Here is an 18,148-nt window from a genome sequence, read left to right on the forward strand (position 1 = left end):
CGTTGACCGCTCGCCGGGCGGGGACCATGCTCAGGTCAGGCCTCTATCTCGGAGCCCGACCATGCCCGACCCCGCCCCCCGCACCCGGCTGGCCACCCACGAGGTGACCAACCAGCCCTCGCCACCGACGGACCGCGACCTGCTCGCCGGGGATACCCCGCTGCAGGAGGCACTGGCCCGGGAGGCCCCGGAGTGGGTCGCCAGGCGCCTCGCCCCGCTGGGGCGCGAGGCCGGCAGCGCCCGGGTCCAGGAACTCGGGGAGGCGGCCAACCGCCACCCGCCCGAACTGCGCCTGTTCGACCGTCACGGCCGGCGGCTGGACGAGGTGGCCTACCATCCCGCCTACCACGAGCTGATGCACCTGGCCATCGACCATGGCTGGCATGCGGTGGCCTGGCAGGAAGAGGGACGCGGCGGCCATCAGGCGCATGTCGCCGCCCTCTACCTGCTGACCCAGGCGGAGCCCGGCTTCTGCTGCCCGGTCACCATGACCCATGCCGCGCTGCCGGTGCTGCGCCAGACGCCGGCCGTCGAGGCGCACTGGGCCCCGGGGCTGCTGGCCTGGGACTACGACCCGCGCCTGCTGCCCGCGGGCGAGAAGACCGGGCTGACCTTCGGCATGGCGATGACCGAGAAGCAGGGTGGCAGCGACGTGCGCGCCAATTCCACGCGAGCCGAACCCCTCGCCACCACCCGCGCCGAGGGCTCGGCGGACGGCTGGCGGCTGACCGGCCACAAGTGGTTCTGCAGCGCCCCCATGTCCGACGCCTTCCTGACCCTGGCCCGCAGCGACGAGGGCCTCTCCTGCTTCCTGGTGCCGCGCGTCACCGCGGAGGGCGAGCGCAACGCCATCGAACTTCAGCGCCTCAAGGAGAAGTGCGGCAACCGCGCCAATGCCTCGGCGGAGATCGAGTACCGCGGCGCCCGGGCCGAGCCGGTGGGCGAGCCCGGCCGCGGCATCGCCACCATCCTCGAGATGGTCCAGCAGACCCGGCTGGATGCCGCCACCGCCCCGGTGGGCATGATGCGCCAGGCCCTGGTGGAGGCCTGGCGGCATGTCCGGGAGCGCCACGCCTTCGGACGGGCGCTGGCCGAGCAGCCGCTGATGCGGGTGCTGCTGGCCGACATGGCCCTGGAGGTGGAGGCCGGCCTGGCGCTGGTGATGCGCACCGCCCGGGCCTTCGATGGCGCTGCCCGTGGCGACGAGACCGAGACCGCTCTGTCACGGCTGCTGCCGACCCTGGCCAAGTACTGGCACAACAAGCGCACGCCGGGCTTCATGGCCGAGGCCATGGAGTGCCTGGGCGGGATCGGCTATGTGGAGGAGGCGCCGCTGGCCCGGCTCTACCGCGAGGCGCCGGTCAACTCGATCTGGGAGGGGTCGGGCAACGTGATCTGCCTGGACCTGCTGCGGGTGCTGGGCCGCCATCCGGAAGCGCTGGCGGCGCTGCAGGCCGAATTCGCCGCGGTCCGCGGCCAGCAGGCCGAACTCGACCGCGCCCTTGCCCTGCTGGACGCCGAGCTGGCCGCCCCACCCGCCTCGCTGGAGCCACGTGCCCGCTGGCTCGCCCAGCGGCTGGCCCAGTGCCTGCAGGCCGCCCTGCTGCTGCGCCATGCCCCTTCGGAGGTGGCCGAGACCTTCTGCCGATCGCGGCTGGGTGACGAGGCCGGACCGGCCTACGGAGTGCTGCCCGGGGATGCGCCGCTGGCGGCCCTGCTGGCACGCATCGGCGACTGAGCGCCGGCTAACGCCAGGATGTCCGCGGCGGGCATGGGCCGCGCCAGGCCGAAGCCCTGCACATGGGTGCAGCCGTAGCGCTCCAGGTGGGCCAGGCAGGCCAGGTCCTCGACCCCCTCGGCCACCACCCGGATGCCCAGCCGGCGCCCCAACAGGGCCACCGCCTCGACGATGGCGGCATCCTGGGCATCCTCGAGCAGGCGGCTGACGAAGCTGCGATCGACCTTGAGCTCGCTGATCGGCAGCAGCTGCAGCCGGGCCAGCGACGAGAAACCCACCCCGAAGTCATCCACCGAGACCTCCAGGCCACCGAGATGCAGCCGAGCCGCGACCTCGCTGCCGAGGAGCTCGTCCTCCATGGCGGCGGTCTCGGTGATCTCCAGCACCACGGGGGCATCGCCCGCCGAACACCGAGCCTCGTTGGCCAGGGAGAGCAGCTCTGGGCACATCAGGTCATCGGCGGTGACGTTGACCGACAGCGACAGCGAGAGGCCGGCATCGCGCCAGCGGGCAGCATCTCCCAGCGCCAGCTGCAGCACGCGGCGCGTCAGGTGACGATTCTGGTCGGGCGTCAGCAGTGGCAGGAAGCGACCGGGCACCAGCAAGCCCGCTTCGGGGTGGGCCCAGCGGACCAGCGCCTCGACACCGCTGAGGCGGCCGCTGGCGAGCTCGAACTGGGGCTGATAGTGAAGGGTGATCTCCTGACGAGCGAAGGCCCGATCCAGCTCCTCGATGCGACAGGGGGGCGTGACGGGATGCGCGGCATCCGGCGGATGGCCAGTGGCCAGGGCCTCGAGACATTCGCGCAACTCGATGAGCCGCATCGGCTTGTCCAGCGAGGCCAGCATCTGAAGCCCCAGCGCCTGGCCGAGCCGTTCGGCGATGCGCACGATCTTGCGCTCGACCCCGCTGAGCAGCAGCACCCGGCCGCGATAGCCGCACTCGGCGAGCCGGCGCAGCATGGAGATGCCATCCTGCTGGCCGAACTCCAGGGCCATGATCACCAACTGGGGGCGCCGCGCCATGACCTCGCCGATCAGGTGCTGACCGTGCCGGCAGTAGCGGGTCTCCATGCCCAGGGTGCGCAGCTGCAGCGACAGGGTGGCGGCGGCATCGGGATCCTCCTCGAGCACCACCGCCAACCGCTGGGCCTGCATCGTCAGATCATTCATCTAGGGGGTTCCCACCAGGGCACTAAGCTTCAGCGTATCAGCAAAGCGCCTGGGTCACCGGGACAGGAGCATGACGCACATCAACGCTATCGCTCAGGCGATGGGCCCGGCCACCACCCGCAGCGCCAGGGCGAGCAGTAACACGCCGGTGATGCGATTGAGCCAGTGGGCCCGGGCCTGCAACCAGGGCAGCACCCGCGAGTGGGACAGGCCCACTGCCACCAGCACGTACCAGCCACCGTCGATGACCATCGCCGTGAGCACCACCAGCGCCTTGGCCGCGAGGCTCATCTCGGGGGTCACGAATTGGCTGAGCAGGGCGATGAAGAAGAGGATCAGTTTGGGGTTGCCCAGCGCCACCAGCACGCCCTCACGCGCCGCCTGGCGACGGCTGGTGGCCATGGCCGCGGCATCCAGGGCGCCAGCCCGCCCGGCGCGCAGGGCCTTGATCCCCAGCCACGCCAGGTAGGCCGCCCCGCCCCAGGTGATCACCTGGAACAGCAGCGGGAAGCGCACGATCAGCGCCCCCAGGCCCCACACCGTGAGCAGCGCATAGAAGCCCACGCCCAGGGCATGGGCGAGGGCCGCCGCGATGCCCGGCAGGCGGCCGCCGCCCAGGGTATGACGCAGCACCAGGGCCAGGCTGGGACCCGGCGACATGGCCCCCATGGCACAGACCGCGGCCAGTGAGAGCCAGAGCGAGAGGGGCATGCAGGGACCTCCTGGGCACCGTCAACGCTGATTGCACGCTTTCCGGGGTAGCCAACGAAAACAGTCCGCCACCCGAGAACAGGCGAAGGACTGTGTTGCCACTACCTTACGCCATCCCTGGGCAAGGCGACAGTCCCGCGGGGCTGCAGAGCCCTCGGCCGCGACGCTACACTGTCGGCACACCTCGACAGAGACGCTGCCCATGACGGTCCGGACCCTCGCCATCGCCCTGCTGATCCTCGGCGCCCTGCTACCCATCCTCGGCTGGTGGGCCTCGAGCCCGGTAGGCTTCGTGGGGCCGGCATTGCTGCTGCTCGACACCCTGCTCCTCTGGACCCGGAGGCGACATGGCCGGTGAGGCCAGCGACACCCCGGAGCAGGCGCCCTTGTCCAGCCTGCTGGACAAGATTCAGCAGGCCGGACAACACAGGGAGAGTGTCAGCCTCGGTGCCATTCTCGACAGTCTGGGGCGCCGCTCCTTCGCTCCCTTCCTGCTGATCGCCGGACTGGTCACCCTGGCGCCGCTGATTGGCGACATTCCCGGCGTGCCGACGCTGATGGCCCTCCTGGTGGTGCTCTCCTGCGTCCAACTGCTGGCTGGCCGGAACTACATCTGGCTGCCGGCCTGGCTGCTGGAGCGCCGGGTCTCGCGGGAACGTTTCACAAAAGCCACACGCTGGATGGAGCGTCCTGCCTGCTGGGTCGACCGCCTGCTCAAGAGGCGCCTCGTTCAGCTCACACGGCCACCGGCCCATCTCCCCGTCGCCCTGACCTGCCTGCTGATCGCTCTGGCCATGCCGCCCATGGAGGTGGTGCCCTTCACCGCCAACGGAGCGGGCCTGGCCCTGACGCTCTTCGGCCTGGCGCTGCTGGCCAACGACGGCCTGATGGCCCTGCTGGGCTACGCGCTGACCGGCGGCACCCTGGCGCTGGTAATCGTCGGTCTGGCCTGAACGGCGACAGGTCTCCCTACCCCAGGAACCGCCATGCCAGGCCCTGAGAGATGCCTCAAACACGGCCTCGCCCTGTCGGCGCGCGCCAGCTATGTCGCCAAGGGCATCGCGGAATAAGGAATAAGGTGGCCAGGGGGGACTGCCGATGAGGCATGCTGGAGGGGCAGAAACGCAAACAGCCGCCCGGAGGCAGCTGTTTCAGATCTGGATTCAGCCTAGTACCGGCGGTCGGACTCGAACCGACAAGGGCTTGCACCCGGCGAATTTTGAATCTGCTGCCCTCCTGGATCGCCCAAGAACCGCGCACAAGCGACGCGGATCTTCGCAGGACAGTTCCGAGAGCTCGGGAATGATCGCCTGTCAGGCAGCCACAGCGCCAGTCATTGGGCGTCTCCCGCTCCACTTTGTCCACTCAGCAGTTGCCAGAGCGCTGCCAAGTCCGTCGCCAGCAAAAGGACTGATCTTCTTCATGGCCTTACCGCCCCAAGTTTGGTGAGATAGGCGCCAGTCACCACGGCCGCACGAGGCGGCCGGCTCAGCGAACACAGGGAACCGCGGTACATGATCCTCACCCTCAACCAGCTGGAACGGCACCTCTTCAAGGCCGCCGACATCCTGCGTGGGCGCATGGACGCCTCGGAGTTCAAGGAGTACATCTTCGGCATGCTCTTCCTGAAGCGCTGCTCGGACGTCTTCGAGCAGCGCCAGGAGGAGGTCCGCGAGCAGCTGAGGCAGGCGGGCAAGGGCGAGATCGACATCGCCCAGGTGATCGAGATGCCGAGCTGGTACAAGGCCACCTTCTACGTGCCTGAGCAGGCGCGTTGGCCCTGGCTGCTCAAGGAGGCCCACCAGGGCGTCGGCAACGCCCTGAACAAGGCACTGGCCGGCCTGGAGAAGCACAACCCCAGCCTCGCCGGGGTGCTGGAGCACATCGACTTCACCCGCAAGGTGGGCTCCACCACCCTGCCGGACAAGAAGCTGCGCGACCTGATCATCCACTTCAGCGAGTACCGCCTGCGCAACGAGGACTTCGAGTTCCCCGACCTGCTCGGCGCCGCCTACGAGTACCTGATCCGCGACTTCGCCGACTCCGCCGGCAAGAAGGGCGGCGAGTTCTACACCCCGCGCCCGGTGGTCCGCATGATGGTGCGGCTGATGGACCCCCAGGAGGGCCACAGCGTCTACGATCCCTGCATGGGCTCCGGCGGTATGCTGATCCACGCCAAGGAGTACCTGGAGGAGCAGGGCGGCGACCCGCGCCGGCTCAACCTCTTCGGCCAGGAGGCCTCCGGCTCGGTGTGGGCCATCGCCAAGATGAACATGCTGCTGCACAGCATTGGCTCCGCCGACCTGCGCAACGACGACACCCTCACCGACCCGCAGCACGTCGAGGGCGGCGAGCTTACGCGCTTCGACCGCATCCTCACCAACCCGCCGTTCTCCATCGGCTACACCCCCAGCCAGAACTTCCCCGAGCGCTTCCACTACGGCAGCGTGCCGGAGGGCGCCAAGAAGGCCGACCTGATGTTCCTGCAGCACATGGTCGCCTGTCTCAAGTCCGACGGCCGCCTGGCCACCGTCATGCCCCATGGCGTGCTGTTCCGCGGCGGCGACGAGAAGCGCATCCGCGCCGGCCTGCTCGAGGACGACCTGGTGGAGGCGGTGATCGGCCTGGCCCCCAACCTCTTCTACGGCACCGGCATCCCGGCGAGCATCCTGGTGCTGCGCGCCAAGGGGGCCAAGCCCGAGGAGCGCCAGGGCCGTGTGCTGTTCATCAACGCCGATCGCGAATACTACGAGGGCCGTGCCCAGAACCACCTGCTGCCGGAGCACATCGAGAAGATCGCCAGCACCTATGAGGTCTTCGAGGACGTGCCCGGCTTCGCCCGGGTGGTGCCGCTCGCGGAGCTGCGCGACAACGACTACAACCTCAACATCCGCCGCTACGCCGACAACACCCCGCCGCCGGAGCCCCAGGACGTGCGCGCCCACCTCAAGGGCGGCGTGCCGGTGGCCGAGATCGACGCCAGGCGCCCGCTCTTCGACGCCCAGGGCCTCGACCCCATGGGGCTCTTCACGCCCCGCGGCTCTTCTGAAAAGCCCGACCCCGACTACGTGGCCTTCGCCGAACCCCTGAGCGAGAAGCGCGAGCTCAAGCCCGCCATCGAGGCCGACACCGGCCTGCAGCACAAGGAAGCCAGCGTGATGGCCGCCTTCGAGGCCTGGTGGGCCGAACATGGCGCCAGCATCACCACTCTCTCCGGCAACGGCGGTCGCCTCACCCGGCTGCGCGACGAGCTGCTGGGCAGCTTCACCGCGGCGCTGGAGCCCACCGCCATGCTCGACCGCTTCGCGGTGCGCGGCATCATCGCGGGCTTCTGGTTCGACAACAAGAACGAGTTCCGCACCCTGCAGGCCCGCGGCTGCCTGGGCGTGGTGGACGCCTGGCGCACCAGCATCGTGAGCCTCTTGGAAGACGAGCAGAGCAAGGCCAACCCCCTCGACCACCGCCTGGTCCACTTCCTGCTCGAGGAGTACGTCGCCGAGCTGGAGGAACTCGCCGCCCGCAAGGCCGAGCTGGACGCCCGCATCAAGGCCGCCGAGGCCAAGCCCGAGGGCAACGACGGCGACGAAACGGAATCCAGCGACGGCGAGGATGACGACGCCCCGACGCCGGAGCAGATCAAGGCCTGGAAGAGCGAGCGCACGCAGGTGCGAAAAGCCCACAAGGCCAAGGTGGCCAGCTTCGAGACCCACCTCAACGCCGCCGTGGATGCCCTCGACGAACCCGCCGCCGCCGACCTGGTGGGCACCATCCTGCACAACGACCTGAAGGACATCCTCGAGCGCTATATCCGCCAGCAGCGCCAGCAGGTGATCGCCGCCTTCGAGACCTGGTGGGACAAGTACCGGGTAACGCTGGCCGACATCGAGGCCGAGCGCGACGCCGCAGCCAAGGAACTGCAGCAGTATCTGGAGGGGCTGGGGTATGTTTGAACCTATAGCCGAATTGGCTGAAATCAATCCACCTCTCAGAGCGCCAACTCCAGATCGCCCTGAGGCACCCATCTCGTTCATCCCGATGGGGGATGTGAGTGAAAGTGGTCAGTGGTTGGCTCGCCAGACAAGACCATTACGAGAGGTAAAGTCTGGCTTCACCCCTTTCCAGGAAGGTGATGTTCTTTTCGCGAAGATCACCCCCTGCATGGAGAATGGAAAGGGCGCCCATGCCGTTGGTCTTGAAAACGGGGTCGGGTACGGAAGCACGGAGTTTCATGTTCTGCGGGCCAAAGCTGATAACTCCCCTCGCTATATCTTTCATCTTTCCCAAAGCCCGAACCTTAGGCTGAAAGCGGAAGCCTCAATGATCGGGTCAGCCGGTCAGAAGCGAGTGCCCACGGACTTTTTTCGGAAGCATCGAGTCTTTGCTCCCGACAGAGCTGAGCAGCAGCTTGTCGCCCACATCCTCGACACTCTCGACACCCAGATCCAGAAGACCGATGCTCTGATCGCCAAACTGGAGAAGGTCAAGGAGGGCCTGCTCCACGACCTGCTGACCCGCGGCATCGATGAGAGCGGCCGGCTGCGCCCCAGCCCCGAGCAAGCGCCAGAGCTCTATAAGGAGTCGCCGCTGGGGTTGATTCCGAGGGAGTGGAGTGTCGGCTCTCTAGGTAATCTTTCGGAAATTGTTAGCGGGGTTACTCTCGGAGGCAAGTCAGGAAGTAGTGATTGGCCACTGGTGCCTTACCTGCGGGTGGCAAATGTTCAGGATGGCTACCTCGACCTCACAGACATAAAGCGAATTAAAGTGGGCCCTGCCGATATTGACAAGTATCGGCTACTTCCCGGCGATGTGCTCATGAATGAAGGAGGAGACTTCGACAAGTTAGGCCGAGGGGCTTTGTGGCAAGGTCAAATAGAGCTTTGCCTTCACCAGAACCATGTGTTCCGTGTTCGCACAAACCCGGGCATGCTGAGCCCACACTTTCTCACCGCTTTCTCATCATCAGTTGCTGGCAAGCACTACTTCATCCGGTCATCGAAGCAAAGTACCAACTTGGCTTCAATAAACTCAACTCAATTGAAAGCTTTTCAGGTTCCACTCCCCTCAAGTGCCGAGCAAATGCTCATAGTCAAAGAGCTACAAGCAATGGCCTCAAAAATTGAGTCTGAGAAGGACTTCCTGGATAAGATGCTCATCCAAAAATCGGGCCTGATGGACGACCTCCTGACCGGCCGCGTCCGCGTTACGCCGCTTCTCGACCAGGCCCAGGCCACCACCCCGGCATAGACCGGGGCTCTTACAACAACATCACAACAACAGGACCACACATCGCACAGGGAACCGCCATGATCACCTTCGACAGCTCTCTTGCAACGTTCTGGCGCTCGCTGCCCCCTCTTTACGGAAGGTCGGACTCAAGGACATCACCGCCAACAAGATCCCGGTGCTCAGGTGGCGCATGGCGGGCTGTCGACCGGGCAACTAAGCTAAGAGTGATACGTCAAATGAGTGAACGCAGGGAAGCCCCATGATCAACGTGTCGATTCCTGACTGGACAGCAGAAGGTGTATTGCCGCCGGTGGATGCCAACAACCCGACATCGCCGGCTCGCTCTCCCTACGAGGTGTCGCTGGTCGATCTCGTCCAGCGCTTCGGCACTTCACAGGAGCGTATCGGAATACTCGATGGGTTTCTGCGCTACCGCCAGGGCCTGCATGCTGTAGGGTTGACCGAAGGGTTTCAGTGGCTGGATGGAAGCTATATGGAGTACGTTGAAGCGCTTGAAAATCGGGCCCCGAATGACATCGACGTTGTCAGCTTTATTGCTTTTCCTGGCGAAATAGACCAACAGGAAGTACTGGGCAATTTCAATGAGGCTATCGGGATCCTTCCCGATGCACACTTGACGATAAAGAAACACTACCATGTTGATGCTTATTTTGTGGCCATGAACGTCATATCTCCTGAAAGATTGGTCGAGCGCTCATCCTATTAGTACAGCATGTGGTCACATCGCCGAGACGACGCATGGAAAGGTTTTCTTCAGGTTTCATTATTGCCAGATCAAGCCGCCAGAGAGCACCTTGAAAGGCTTAAAGACCAGGAGGGCTCTCAATGAACCAGAAAGAGATGCTGGCCCTCAAGGCTGAGGTCAGCAGCCTCCAAAAAATGTTGGATAAAATTCCACCCGAAGATGTCCTGGATCGGGCCAGCGTAGAAACTCGCTTGAATGTTGTGAAAGAAAAACTTGAAGAGGTAGTTCCTCAACAGCGAGAACTTGCTCGTGCAGTGCTGACTTTCAGCGGGCGTCCGGTAGCAGGATCGGAAGGCGTTATTGCCGATTTTGCTACCAAGGCGCTCTCCGCTTTTTCCGACGCGATCACTGCAGTCGGCGCCTCCCTACATGCCACTTTGGCACCCACAGGACCAGTTCCAAATCGTCAGCAGTACCAGATGATGATCACCGGCACGGCACGAGGCTCCTTTGGTTTCCAGCTTCAGGAATCTTCGTCGCAGCTAGAGATAGATGAGGACAGTACGGTTTCCCGGGCCCTGGAAGCGACCCGAAACCTACTGGACGGCAGTATCGGCATCGACGATGAGCAGCTGGCAGAAGCCGCCGCCGATATGGATCAGCGGGCCTTGAACAAAATCCGTGATTTCGTGGTCGTCCTCAATGAAAATGAAGCGTTCTGCACCTTAAAACATGCCGATAAGTCATTTCATTTTAAGGATGCTGGCCAGGTAAAACGCAGCCTCGAAAGGCTTAGCACGGAGTATCTATCCGAGAGTGAACAGGTGCTCTCGGTGGTATTTGGTGGCGCTCTTCCGCACAGGGGAAGCTGTGAATTTCAGATTGAACAAAGCAAGGAGTGGCTGACGGCCAAGATAGGGCCAGGCGTTGAGGCTCCCGACTCAATCAATGACCATCGTGGACAGGTGGTCCAGGCGAAGATTCTGGTAACCCAGGCTGGTCGTGGCAGGCCCCGCTACAAGCTACTTGCGCTACCTACATGGCCAGCCAGTCAGCCGTCGGAGTGAGCTATGAGCCCCCACTCGGCCATGCTGCCCTCCGTACATATCGCCGAAAGGTAAGCGCATCAGTAACCCATATCCAGGTCCTGGGCCTGGTCGGCCAAGGCTTGCAATGCTTCCTCGCTGGAGATTGCCTTCCCGGGCTCCTCGCCCCACAGCATGCCGATGGGAACGGCGAAGCAGCCCGGCACCTGCAGCTTGAGGCAGTGGCGGCCGGTGTAGAGCAGCATGCCCCCGCGAAACCCCTTGCCGGCCTGGTCGGCAAGCCGGGCCAACCCGGCGGCGTCTTTGGCCTGGACGCTGGCGGCGCGCTTTACCTCAACCCCCCAGAGCTCCCGACCCCGCTCGATGACGAGGTCGACCTCCACCTGGTCCTTGTCCCGGTAGTGGGAAAAGCGTAACTCCGGTTCTATCCAGGAGGCCTGAGCGATCAACTGCTCGACCACATGGCTTTCCAACAGGGAACCGAAGCGTTCTGCCTCGGTGAGCCACTGCTCCGGCCCCAGGCGCCCCAGTGCCGCGGCAAGGCCGGTATCGACAATATGCAGCTTGGGGCTCTTGATCAGCCGTTTGGCGTGATTGCGATGCCAGGCAGGGAGCTGCTGAATCAGGAAGAGGCGCTCCAGGATGCCGAGGTACTTGGCGATGGTGGCGCGCTCCATCCCCAGTTCCTTGCTCAGATTGCTGACGTTGAGCAGGCTGGCCGTGCGGTAGGCCAACAACTCCATCAGCCGCAGCATCCCGTCTTCGTCCTGAATGGCGGCGATATCCCGCACGTCGCGCTGCACGATGGCTTGGAGATACTGGCGATACCACTGGCGTGCCCGATGGGGCGCACGGCGGTTGGGTTCGGGGTAGCCGCCTTGGCAGAGCACTTCTGCCGTGGGGGCGAGGGGCGTGGTGTCCGCCACCATCCTGGGCGTTAGCCGCCCCTCCAGCAGCGTACTGAGCAGGGTCGTAGCACTCACGCGCTTCTCCTGTTCGGTCAGCGGATGCAGGTAGATGACTTCCATGCGGCCAGCCAGAGAATCCTGTGCCTTGGGGAGCAACAGCAGGTTGGCAGAGCCTGTCAGCAGGAATCGGCCTGGCTGGCGATCCCGATCCACCACCGACTTGATCGCCAGCAACAGCGCCGGCGCACGCTGCACCTCGTCCAGAGTGACACGTTCAGGCAATCCCTCGACGAAGCCGAGCGGATCCTGCCGAGCCGCTTCCAGCAGCGTCGCATCATCCAGGTTCAGGTAGGCACGCTCGGGGTCGATGCGTTGGGCGAGAGTCGTCTTGCCCACCTGCCGTGGCCCCAGAAGGCAGACCACCGGCGTATCGGCAAGTGACTCAAGCACTCGATCGCGAATCAGCCGTGGAAGATAGGGGAATGTCATGTCGCGCCTCTGGTAGCGTCCAGTTGTTGGCTAGGTTAGCGTCCAATTGATGGATGATCTATCGTCCAATTGCTGCATTTTCTATCGGCCAGTTGGTGTCAGGCTACTCGTCCAGTTGCGACACCTGTCCGAGAAAGCGCCGGTCAGGCCCGGCAAATTTCCCGCCTGACGCTGGTTTCGCTACCATCGAAGGCACTCAACGCACTTTGGAGCCACGGCATGGCAAGTCCTGAGTACACGGACGTCGAGAAGCCCTTCATCGACCAGCTGGTGGGTCAGGGCTGGGAGTACCTGGCCGGCTCGCTGGACAACCCCGCCGTGACCCACCGCGAGAGCTTCGCCCAGGTGGTGATGGAGCCGTTGTTGCGCGAGCGTCTCCATGCCATCAATCGCCGCGACGACACGCCGTGGCTGGATGACCGCCGCCTCGATCAGGCGGTGTCGGCCATCACTCGACTCCCGGCCAGCAAGGTGCTGGAGGCCAACAAGCTGGCCACGGAGCTGCTGCTGGGTGGCCTGGCCGTGGAGGGCCTGGAGGGCTGGGACGGCGGCCGCGGCCAGATACTGCGCTATATCGATTGGGAAACGCCGGCCAACAACGTCTTCACCGTGGTCAACCAGTTCAAGGTGAAATGCCCGCCCGGCCACGACACCAGCAAGGGCCACGTGATCCCCGACCTGGTGCTCTTCGTCAACGGCATCCCGCTGGTGGTGGTGGAGTGCAAGAGCCGCACCGTGCCGGAGGGCCTCACCCAGGCGGTGGACCAGCTGCGTCGCTACCACGACCAGCGCCATCTGGACTTCGAGGTGGCGGAACACGAAGGGGTGCCGGCACTGTTCGCCACCAGCCAGTTCCTGGTGGCCAGCAACTTCGATGAGGCGCGCGTCGGCACCATCGGTGCCGGCTTCGCCCACTACCTGAGCTGGAAGACGGTGGCGCCGCTGCGCGAGGCGGAGGTGGCCATCGACCTGGACGTGGCGGATCTCTCGGCCCAGCAGCGCCTGGTGGCCGGCATGCTCACCCGGGGCAACCTGCTCGACATCGTGCGCCACTACACCCTGTTCATGAACCTGGGCGGCCAGGAGATCAAGCTGGTGTGCCGCTATCCGCAGTTCCGCGGCGTGACCCGGGCCATCGAACGGCTCAAGAGCGGCAAGACCCGCCGCGAGGATGGCGAGGCCGACCGCCGCGGCGGCATCATCTGGCACACCCAGGGCAGCGGCAAGAGCCTCTCCATGGTGTTCCTGGTCCGCAAGTTGCGCAGCGACCCGAGCCTGCGGCGCTTCAAGGTGGTGGTGATCACCGACCGCAAGGACCTGCAGACCCAGCTCTCCGCCACGGCCGAGCTGACCGGCGAGAGCGTCGAGAAGGCGGCCAACACCGCCGCCCTCAAGAAGCTGCTGGCACGCGACGGCCCCGGGCTGGTATTCGGCACGGTGCAGAAATACCGCGACCCGGATGCAGAGGGTGACCAAGACGAGGGTGACCAAGACGAGGCAGGCGAAGAAACCCCCAGCGGCGGGCTGGACACCGGCCGCCGGGATGCGGCCGAACCGGGCCGCACCGGAACCGCGCCCCGCAAGCCCACCCTGAGCGCGCCTTTCGAGGTGCTCAACACCAGCGAGGACATCCTGATCCTGGTGGACGAGGCCCACCGCACCCAGGCCGGTGACCTGCACGCCAACATGATGCGTGCCCTGCCCAATGCCGCGCGCATCGGCTTCACCGGCACGCCGATCATCATGGGCGACAAGAAGCGCACCCACGACATCTTCGGCGAGTACATCGACCGCTATACCATCAAGGAGGCGGAACAGGACGGCGCCACGGTGCCGATCCTCTACGAGGGCCGCACGGCCAAGGGGGCGATCAAGGAAGGCGCCAGCCTGGACGGCCTGTTCGAAGACCTGTTCCGCGAGCACACCAAGGAGGAGCTGGAGGCGATCAAGAAGAAGTACGCCACCAAGGGGCAGATCTTCGAGGCGCCACGGCTGATCCAGGAGAAGGCCCAGGACATCCTGCGTCACTACGTGACCCACATCCTGCCCAACGGCTATAAGGCCCAGCTGGTGGCCTACAGTCGCCGAGCGGCCATGCGCTACCTCGAGGCCCTGCAGGAGGCCAAGACCGCCTTGCTGGAAGAGGCCATAGGACTCGGCCCCGAGGACAAGGCGCTGGACGATACGCAGCTGTTGACCCGCCCGCCGCGGATCAAGGCCGCGATCCAGGCCTGGCGCTACCGTGAGATCCTGCGCCAGCTGGAATTCGCCGTGGTATTCAGCAGCGGTAACAACGACGACGCGGCCTGGGCCAAGTGGAGCGAGCGCGCCGCGGTGGAAAACCATATCAAGCGCTTCAAGAAGCCGCTGTTGCACGATGACCCCGCAAAGACCGACTCGCTGGCCTTCCTGATCGTCAAGTCGATGCTGCTCACCGGCTTCGATGCGCCCATCGAGGGGGTGATGTATCTGGATCGCTCGATCCGCGAGGCGGAGCTGCTGCAGGCCATCGCCCGGGTGAACCGCACCGGGCACGGCAAGACCCACGGCATCGTGGTGGACTACTTCGGCGTGGCCAACCACCTCAAGGAGGCCCTGGCCGCCTACAGCGAGGAGGACATCGACGGTGCCCTGCAGAGCCTCAAGGATGAGATCCCGCTGTTGCGTGACCGCCACCTGCGGGTGATCGACGTGCTGCGGAGCCAGGGGGTGGACAGCCTGGCCGACACCGAGGAGGCGGTGCAGGCCCTGGGGGACGAACGGGTGCGCGCCGAGTTCGTGGTCAAGCTCAAGGAGTTCAACCGCACCCTGGATGACGTTCTGCCACGACCCGAAGGGCTGGAATTCGTCAACGACGCCAAGCGGCTCGCCTATCTCCACGCCCTGGCCCGCAACCGCTACAAGGACACCCCGGAGCTGGGCAAGGACATCGGCAACAAGGTCCGCAAGCTGATCGATGACTACGTGATCTCGTTAGGGATAGATCCACGCATCCCGCCGGTGCAGCTCACCGACGCCGAGTTCGACGCGCATATCGGCCGCCAGGTCGGTGATCGCGCCAAGGCCTCCGAGATGGAACACGCCATCCGCTCCCACGTGCGCAAGCACCTGGATGAGGACCCGGTGAAGTACGGCCGGCTGAGCGAGCGACTCGCCGACCTGCTGCAGCAGCTGGATGGTCAGTGGGACGAGCAGGTGGAGGCCCTGCGCGGGCTGACCCAGCAGCTGCGTGACGGCGCAACTGGTCCGGGTGAGGGCATTCCCCAGATGCCCGCCCACGCCGAGCCCTTCTGGCGTGAGCTGTCGGCCAGCACCAGCCTGGAGCCAGAAGCCATCGACTCGGCCACCGCCCAGACGTTGCTCGACGCCACCGAGGAGCTGGTGGCCACGATCCAGCAGGAGATCGCCATCCCCGACTTCTGGAAGCCCTCGCACATCCCGGACCAGGAGCGCCTCAAGCAGCACCTGTTCAGCCAGCTGATGATGGGTGGCCTGGTGCCCATGGATCAGGCCGAGGCCACCGCCGAGCGGCTCTTCGACCTGGCCCGCAGTAACCACGCCAAACTGGTAAGCGCATGAATGAGCAGGTGACCGCATGACCCAGCTTGTCGTGGACGACCTCAGCTTCGAGGTGCGGGAGAGTCGCCGGCGCAAGACGCTGGAGATCACGGTGGACCGCGAGGGCGAGCTGGTCATCGCCATGCCCGCCGGCACCGAGGAGCAGGTGTTGCGCGACTTCGTGACCGAGAAGCGCTACTGGATCTTCAAGAAGCTGGCGCAGAAGGCCGAGAATCGCCGCCGGCTGCCGCGCAAGGAGTACGTCAACGGCGAGGGCTTTCTCTACCTGGGACGCAGCTACCGTCTCAAGCGGGTGGCCAATGACGCCCAGGACGCCCCGCTCAAGCTCGTCGCCGGGCGCTTCCAGCTGCGCGAGGATGCGCTCCCCGATGCCCGCGAGCACTTCGTCGGCTGGTACAGCGCCCGCGCCAGCGACTGGCTCACCACCAAGGTGGGCGAGCACGCCCGGCGTATGGACGTTGAACCCGCCGGGATGACGGTGCAGGACCTCGGCTACCGCTGGGGCTCCTGCGGCAAGGGCAACCGTGTGTATTTTCACTGGAAAACCATCCTGCTGCCGCGCCATATCGCCGAGTACGTGGTCGTCCACGAGCTGGTGCACCTGCATGAGCCCCACCACACATCGGCGTTCTGGCGCCGCCTGGAGCGTGCCATGCCGGACTACGAGCAGCGCAAGAGCTGGCTCGCCCGGCACGGGATCGAGGTGGAGGGGGTATAGCCGCCAGCCGAAACCACGGTTCTCGCGCACCTCGTGGCGCTCTATGGTTCAGGGATCGATCCGGGCCAGGAAAGGCTTTGTCCTCTCCCACCCCTTGGTAACTTAGTAAGGTGTCCATTATCTGGAGCCGGGAAGCCTCCGAAATCCGCCCGACTGCTCCATTTTCTGGCTCGATGAACTCCAGTTTCTGGACACGGTAAAGATCGAAATCATGACGTCCACCTTCTCGACGCCATGTTCGTGTCGGCCACGTCCAGCTTGCCTTCACAGGGATCTATCGGTTGCCAGGTGATCGCGAACAAGGCGCAGCGCTGACCCTCACGGCCTTAACAACATCCCTGGTCCTCACTGTAGCGCGTCAATCTGTATGAGAAGCCAGCGACAATCTGGATAGCCGCCTAAGCCATGGCCCCGGCGCACCTTATACGGCTTGCCGCTTAGGCTCTGTCTGAAAAATCGGCGAAAAGACGGAGTTTACGGAATGTAAATGAGTACCTTGATCGGACTCGCGCACGAGCCGATTTTTAACGCCGTATGGACGAGCGCAGCCAGTTTTCGGACGAAGCCTAGTTGCGGGCAGATTTTTCGGACAAAACCTAGGAAAGCCCCAATTCCTGTCCCAATACTAGAAATGCGCTTGGGCGATACGGGATGTCACACGCTGCCAGGCTTACCGACCACCTCACGAAGCATGATGCGTCAGATCGTGGAAGTGAATGCCGGTCGCTTTTATCACGACGCCCTGGCGGCAGCGTCTTCAGGGAATCGGCGGGTATTGCTGGCGGGTATGGACTACGGCCACCACTTCAACTCGTACCTCGGTCACACGGTACACGATCAAGTAGTTAGGATGGGCCACCAGATCCCGAGTGCCTGACACGCGGCCAGACGGGTACAGATACGGGTGTTCAGACAGGGGAAGGGGGGCAGACTCAAGGCGTGCTTTCAAACGGCGGGCAGCGGCAGGACTCTCCTCGGCAATGAAGCTCACAATGTCAGCCAGATCGGCGATCGCGTCATCCAACCATACGACAGGCAGCATCAGGCACGCTCGCGGTGTCGGCGCTCGGCGTCCTCAATGATCGCGTCCATCCGGGCCATCACTTCGTCATGCGGCACACCAGGGCCAGGATTGGCCAGGCTGGCAGCGACCTTCTCACGCAGCCACACATCATAGGCGACAGCTTGTTCCTCAGTCTCGAACTCAGAAACAATCGGGGAAAGCGGCTTGGTCATGGTGGCTCTCCTCATGTCAGTGGGTTTATTGCAGTGTAGCGTGGTGCTCCAGGTGAACGCCACGCGGCTGACGTTTTCTGTATCAGGAAGCCTGGTGCGTCAGGTCGTGGAAGTGGATGCCGGTTGCTTTGATCACGAGGGTCATGGTGCGAAGGGTGGGATTGCCCTTGGGTGACAGCGCCCGGTAGAGGCTCTCGCGTGACACCTTGGCACACTCGGCCACAGCCGCCATGCCGCCCTGGGCCTCCACCACATGGCGCAGGGCCATCAGGAATGCGGACTCTCCACCCTCCTCGTCCAACTCATCGAAGGCAGCGCGCAGGTAGTCGAGCGCCATGTCGCGGTCATCGCGCAGCATCTCGACCACGGCGGCGTCGTGGCGTTTCATTTCCGTGCCTTCCTTCTGTGGTCAGCCAGAAATGTCTTGGCCTTGATAGTATCAAGCCATGTCTGAAAGGGGTCATGGCCGTCAGCGGTCGGGTAGTGCACAAGCCCATCATGAGCACACTGTCAACCCCGATTAGAACTGTCCGCCTTATACCGATCTAAGGTGTCCGGTCATTACCGATGGATGGCCAGTCCGATCAGTTCTCGGCCTCGGCTTCCTCCTCCTGGTCAG

The 18,148-nt window shown here is 64.5% G+C and carries 15 protein-coding genes; 9 read left to right on the forward strand and 6 right to left on the reverse strand.

Annotated features, from left to right (window positions below):
- Window positions 1–61 precede the first annotated feature (61 nt).
- Window positions 62–1,738 (forward strand): acyl-CoA dehydrogenase family protein, encoded by a 1,677-nt coding sequence (locus tag OP497_RS13620; protein WP_280549299.1) that lies wholly within the window; start codon window positions 62–64, stop codon window positions 1,736–1,738.
- Here the strand turns inward: OP497_RS13620 and OP497_RS13625 are convergent.
- On the reverse strand, window positions 1,678–2,910 hold the full coding sequence (locus OP497_RS13625; RefSeq protein WP_280549301.1) for an EAL domain-containing response regulator: 1,233 nt from the start codon (window positions 2,908–2,910) through the stop codon (window positions 1,678–1,680). The genes OP497_RS13620 and OP497_RS13625 overlap by 61 nt on opposite strands.
- A gap of 93 nt (window positions 2,911–3,003) precedes the next feature.
- Window positions 3,004–3,621, reverse strand: coding sequence for a LysE family translocator (locus OP497_RS13630; protein ID WP_280549303.1), 618 nt, complete (start codon window positions 3,619–3,621; stop codon window positions 3,004–3,006).
- A gap of 202 nt (window positions 3,622–3,823) precedes the next feature.
- Here OP497_RS13630 and OP497_RS13635 point away from each other — a divergent pair, with 202 nt between their 5' ends.
- From OP497_RS13635 to OP497_RS13660, 6 genes are all read left to right on the forward strand, one after another.
- The gene (locus OP497_RS13635) at window positions 3,824–3,979 is read left to right on the forward strand and encodes a hypothetical protein (protein ID WP_280549305.1); all 156 of its coding nucleotides are present in this window, start codon (window positions 3,824–3,826) and stop codon (window positions 3,977–3,979) included.
- A complete protein-coding gene (locus OP497_RS13640; protein ID WP_280549307.1) occupies window positions 3,969–4,574 on the forward strand; it encodes an exopolysaccharide biosynthesis protein in 606 nt (201 codons plus the stop codon). Before OP497_RS13635 ends, OP497_RS13640 begins: the two co-directional genes overlap by 11 nt.
- 561 nt (window positions 4,575–5,135) lie before the next feature.
- Window positions 5,136–7,571, forward strand: a complete 2,436-nt coding sequence (locus tag OP497_RS13645; protein ID WP_280549309.1) for a class I SAM-dependent DNA methyltransferase — start codon at window positions 5,136–5,138, stop codon at window positions 7,569–7,571.
- Window positions 7,564–8,865 carry a restriction endonuclease subunit S gene (locus OP497_RS13650; protein ID WP_280549311.1) on the forward strand — a complete coding sequence of 434 codons (1,302 nt, stop codon included), beginning with the start codon at window positions 7,564–7,566 and terminating at the stop codon, window positions 8,863–8,865. Before OP497_RS13645 ends, OP497_RS13650 begins: the two co-directional genes overlap by 8 nt.
- A gap of 241 nt (window positions 8,866–9,106) precedes the next feature.
- On the forward strand, window positions 9,107–9,574 hold the full coding sequence (locus tag OP497_RS13655; protein ID WP_280549313.1) for a hypothetical protein: 468 nt from the start codon (window positions 9,107–9,109) through the stop codon (window positions 9,572–9,574).
- Between the two features lie 119 nt (window positions 9,575–9,693).
- Window positions 9,694–10,620, forward strand: a complete 927-nt coding sequence (locus tag OP497_RS13660; protein WP_280549315.1) for a hypothetical protein — start codon at window positions 9,694–9,696, stop codon at window positions 10,618–10,620.
- A 59-nt stretch (window positions 10,621–10,679) separates the two neighbouring features.
- Here OP497_RS13660 and OP497_RS13665 read toward each other — a convergent pair whose 3' ends face one another.
- The gene (locus tag OP497_RS13665) at window positions 10,680–11,996 is read right to left on the reverse strand and encodes an ATP-binding protein (RefSeq protein ID WP_280549317.1); all 1,317 of its coding nucleotides are present in this window, start codon (window positions 11,994–11,996) and stop codon (window positions 10,680–10,682) included.
- Window positions 11,997–12,215: 219 nt separating this feature from the next.
- Between OP497_RS13665 and OP497_RS13670 the strand changes: the two genes are divergently transcribed.
- Window positions 12,216–15,575, forward strand: a complete 3,360-nt coding sequence (locus tag OP497_RS13670; protein WP_280549321.1) for a type I restriction endonuclease subunit R — start codon at window positions 12,216–12,218, stop codon at window positions 15,573–15,575.
- A 16-nt stretch (window positions 15,576–15,591) separates the two neighbouring features.
- On the forward strand, window positions 15,592–16,293 hold the full coding sequence (locus OP497_RS13675; protein WP_280549324.1) for a SprT family zinc-dependent metalloprotease: 702 nt from the start codon (window positions 15,592–15,594) through the stop codon (window positions 16,291–16,293).
- A gap of 757 nt (window positions 16,294–17,050) precedes the next feature.
- Here the strand turns inward: OP497_RS13675 and OP497_RS13680 are convergent.
- The 3 genes from OP497_RS13680 to OP497_RS13690 all read right to left on the reverse strand — a co-directional run bounded on the left by OP497_RS13680 (window position 17,051) and on the right by OP497_RS13690 (window position 17,917).
- The gene (locus OP497_RS13680; protein ID WP_280549326.1) at window positions 17,051–17,335 is read right to left on the reverse strand and encodes a type II toxin-antitoxin system RelE/ParE family toxin; all 285 of its coding nucleotides are present in this window, start codon (window positions 17,333–17,335) and stop codon (window positions 17,051–17,053) included.
- Window positions 17,335–17,529 (reverse strand): stability determinant, encoded by a 195-nt coding sequence (locus OP497_RS13685; protein ID WP_280549328.1) that lies wholly within the window; start codon window positions 17,527–17,529, stop codon window positions 17,335–17,337. The genes OP497_RS13680 and OP497_RS13685 overlap by 1 nt, the downstream gene beginning before the upstream one ends.
- Window positions 17,530–17,611: 82 nt before the next feature.
- Window positions 17,612–17,917 (reverse strand): addiction module antidote protein, encoded by a 306-nt coding sequence (locus OP497_RS13690; protein ID WP_280549330.1) that lies wholly within the window; start codon window positions 17,915–17,917, stop codon window positions 17,612–17,614.
- Between the last annotated feature and the right edge of the window lie 231 nt (window positions 17,918–18,148).

It is taken from the genome of Halomonas sp. 11-S5 (assembly GCF_029889825.1).
In the GTDB taxonomy this organism is placed as follows: Bacteria; Pseudomonadota; Gammaproteobacteria; order Pseudomonadales; family Halomonadaceae; genus Halomonas.

What these genes read in the sequence shown, in the direction of transcription:
- OP497_RS13655 (WP_280549313.1), top strand. Translation starts at nt 9,107, where the DNA reads ATGATCAACGTGTCGATTCCTGACTGGACAGCAGAAGGTGTATTGCCG.
- OP497_RS13645 (WP_280549309.1), top strand. Translation starts at nt 5,136, where the DNA reads ATGATCCTCACCCTCAACCAGCTGGAACGGCACCTCTTCAAGGCCGCC.
- OP497_RS13685 (WP_280549328.1), bottom strand. Translation starts at nt 17,529, where the DNA reads ATGACCAAGCCGCTTTCCCCGATTGTTTCTGAGTTCGAGACTGAGGAA.
- OP497_RS13650 (WP_280549311.1), top strand. Translation starts at nt 7,564, where the DNA reads ATGTTTGAACCTATAGCCGAATTGGCTGAAATCAATCCACCTCTCAGA.
- OP497_RS13630 (WP_280549303.1), bottom strand. Translation starts at nt 3,621, where the DNA reads ATGCCCCTCTCGCTCTGGCTCTCACTGGCCGCGGTCTGTGCCATGGGG.
- OP497_RS13640 (WP_280549307.1), top strand. Translation starts at nt 3,969, where the DNA reads ATGGCCGGTGAGGCCAGCGACACCCCGGAGCAGGCGCCCTTGTCCAGC.
- OP497_RS13675 (WP_280549324.1), top strand. Translation starts at nt 15,592, where the DNA reads ATGACCCAGCTTGTCGTGGACGACCTCAGCTTCGAGGTGCGGGAGAGT.
- OP497_RS13625 (WP_280549301.1), bottom strand. Translation starts at nt 2,910, where the DNA reads ATGAATGATCTGACGATGCAGGCCCAGCGGTTGGCGGTGGTGCTCGAG.
- OP497_RS13620 (WP_280549299.1), top strand. Translation starts at nt 62, where the DNA reads ATGCCCGACCCCGCCCCCCGCACCCGGCTGGCCACCCACGAGGTGACC.
- OP497_RS13690 (WP_280549330.1), bottom strand. Translation starts at nt 17,917, where the DNA reads ATGAAACGCCACGACGCCGCCGTGGTCGAGATGCTGCGCGATGACCGC.
- OP497_RS13670 (WP_280549321.1), top strand. Translation starts at nt 12,216, where the DNA reads ATGGCAAGTCCTGAGTACACGGACGTCGAGAAGCCCTTCATCGACCAG.
- OP497_RS13660 (WP_280549315.1), top strand. Translation starts at nt 9,694, where the DNA reads ATGAACCAGAAAGAGATGCTGGCCCTCAAGGCTGAGGTCAGCAGCCTC.
- OP497_RS13635 (WP_280549305.1), top strand. Translation starts at nt 3,824, where the DNA reads ATGACGGTCCGGACCCTCGCCATCGCCCTGCTGATCCTCGGCGCCCTG.
- OP497_RS13665 (WP_280549317.1), bottom strand. Translation starts at nt 11,996, where the DNA reads ATGACATTCCCCTATCTTCCACGGCTGATTCGCGATCGAGTGCTTGAG.
- OP497_RS13680 (WP_280549326.1), bottom strand. Translation starts at nt 17,335, where the DNA reads ATGCTGCCTGTCGTATGGTTGGATGACGCGATCGCCGATCTGGCTGAC.